The sequence below is a fragment of the Microcystis sp. M53603_WE2 genome, from assembly GCF_030065435.1.
Map to the genome: position 1 here is coordinate 1 of NZ_JASJFF010001038.1, position 2,583 is coordinate 2,583.

Annotated in this window: 2 protein-coding genes; one reads left to right on the plus strand and one right to left on the minus strand. The window is 37.9% G+C overall.

Annotation, left to right across the window (positions count from 1 at the left end):
* Positions 1-189: 189 nt before the first annotated feature.
* On the plus strand, positions 190-522 hold the full coding sequence (gene tnpA, locus PX481_RS21885) for an IS200/IS605 family transposase (protein ID WP_502888627.1): 333 nt from the start codon (positions 190-192) through the stop codon (positions 520-522).
* Positions 523-863: 341 nt separating this feature from the next.
* Here tnpA and PX481_RS21890 read toward each other — a convergent pair whose 3' ends face one another.
* Complete coding sequence (locus PX481_RS21890) at positions 864-1,844, minus strand: DUF3616 domain-containing protein (protein ID WP_288026999.1); 981 nt, start codon at positions 1,842-1,844, stop codon at positions 864-866.
* Positions 1,845-2,583 lie beyond the last annotated feature (739 nt).

The window sequence follows — 2,583 nt, forward strand, 5'->3', positions numbered from 1 at the left end:
CTGTTTACCTTTAGTTTGTACTGGTAGGTAAGCGTTATCACTGTCGTTCGTTTCGTGATGTACAATTGAATTGTAACACTTACTGCCTAATATGTCAACCGATTACAATCATGGATTTCGCTCTGTTTATAGACTTACCGCTCACGTCGTATTCGTCATCAAATACCGGCCATTGCTATTAACGATGAAATCTTAGCCCGACTTAAAGAAATTTTTGTGTCAACGCTCACGAAATGGGACAGCACATTACTTGATTTCAACGGTGAATCGGATTACGTTCACCTGATTATCGATGACAAACCTGACATTGCTTTATCCAAACTAATCGCTAACCTTAAAACAGTTAGTAGTCGCTTAATTAGAAAAGAATTTCTGGATTTGGCGGCAAAGTATTTCGACAATAAACCTTATTTTTGGACGGGAGGTTATTTCGTGGCTAGTTGTGGCGGCGTTACCATCGAACAACTAAAAAAATACGTCGAGAACCAAAACTCCCCAAAAGTGGAAACGCTACCGCGTTAGTTTCATTCCGGTGGCGATTTATCTCCCGTTAACCGCTACGCGGTTTAACGGGAGTCCTCTCGCTCCATTGAGATAGAGCTTCTAGGATAAAAAACCATTGAAAAGACGTGATCAACGGTTTTTTTGAGCTTAAAGCTTATCCCTATATGGGTTTAAAGCTATTTTTGTTCTAGGTTTTGTTGAGGTTCCACTAAGAGGGATGTCTAATTATATCAATTCTCCAAAATCCGGCTACAAGAGTTCGATCCCCCTGCCTTCGTCTCCCTTAAAATGGGAAAAAGGGGAAATGGGAACTTAAATTCGATAATTCGATCTGTAGTTTTGATGGGTGAGAATTGGTATTAATTAACTTTTACCCAAATACTGCGGAAATATTTTTCGGGACTATTTTTATCGATAATATCTTTACAGGGAGTATTACCAACTCGCTCGATTGTACCATCATCGCTTAAAATCTGAAAGCGATCTGGGAAATGGGGATAAAACAACAAAGCTTCTGGACGAAAACCGTCAGGGAATTGCAGTGATTCTATCTTTTCCGGTGCATCTTCTTTTTTTCCTGACCAAGTATAGAAAACAAATTGATCGCCTCCATGAAATTCTCCGGCAATAATTAAATATACTTCTAAAGCTGGCCAAAATTCAATGCTACGAATTCCTAATCCTCCCAAATCTAACAGGATAGGATCACCAAAATCAGACCGAGCATTGCTGGAATTATTAACTAAACTGTAAGGATTTTTTAGAGTTAATAAAAGAGCTTTATCGTTGGGGACAGGATTACGAAAACCGATTAAGATATTTCCGTCTGGAGTTGCCGTTAAACCTTCAATATTTAATCCACCTTTAGCTTTGGGAGCTTTGGTTTCTGCTGTTTTGAAATCAAATATTTCAGCCAATTGAGAGTCTTCGATAATATCGCGCAAGACTAACTGAGTATAAGACTCACCCACTTGAACTATACTAGAGCCGTCATCGGTAATTTTACTAGCAAAAAATTGATGACGAGGGAGTTTTCGTTCAGCATTTTTATTGCGGCCATGGGAAGTAATCCAATAGATTATGTCATTGAGTACAGTTACCCCCTCCAAGTCGATTTCTTTATTTTTAGGATTGTTTTTCAGCCAACCATTAATGTCAATTGTTTCCAGTGCTTTTCCCGACTCTTGAGAGGAATAAATCCAGAGAATATTACCTAATTCTGGATCCGCCTCATCATTACCAACAACAAATTTATTTTCTCCTAAAGCAGTGGCTGCAGAAGCATCACAAATTCCTTGATGTTTGATTTCTTGGATAATAGAAAAGTTGAGAGATTGCATGATTGTATTCTCCTTGTTAATGAGAAAAGTGAGGAAAATTATAGGCAATAAAAGACAAAAAGACAAGAAATCACCAGAAATAATCTAATAAAGAACTGGTTTGAATAACTAATTTCTCCTAAGTTCAAAAGTTTGTCGCGTGTCATAATTTATGTTAGTCCCTCCAAGACCCGATGATTCCTCCCATTGACCTAACGTCAAGGCAAAAGGTTTTGAGATCAAAGATTGGTTAGTTGGGGAAATAATTGGGGAACACTTTAACTCATTCAATAATAACTATAGATAGGCAAAAAATACTTAAATGTAACAAAAAAATACATAAGTGGGGAGGTGTAATTAAATATCAGACTTATCGAGGTTGAATTGAGCCACGAACCCCACAACTGGCATAGGTGATCAACTAAAGATGAAGTGTAATACTAAATCCGGTTATTAAAGAATGATTATTTATTCCCCCTTTTGCCTATTGCAAGAGTGCATGAGTGCCTGTCCTCATAAGTAGCCTATGCTCAACGGATTTAGTGTAACCTAATTTGGTATCGACGACCGACTCCCCAAAACCAAAAATTCGTACCTCACCATTAAGATAACTGCTATAAAAACGCGGATATCACTGCCAATAGAGTTCGGTTTTACCGTTATGGGATGAGCATTAACGGGGGTAATATTCTAGGTAAGGAATTTGTATCTAGTCAGTGATGAAGACGATGTTAAAGGGGTCTTTACCGAAATTAAGCGA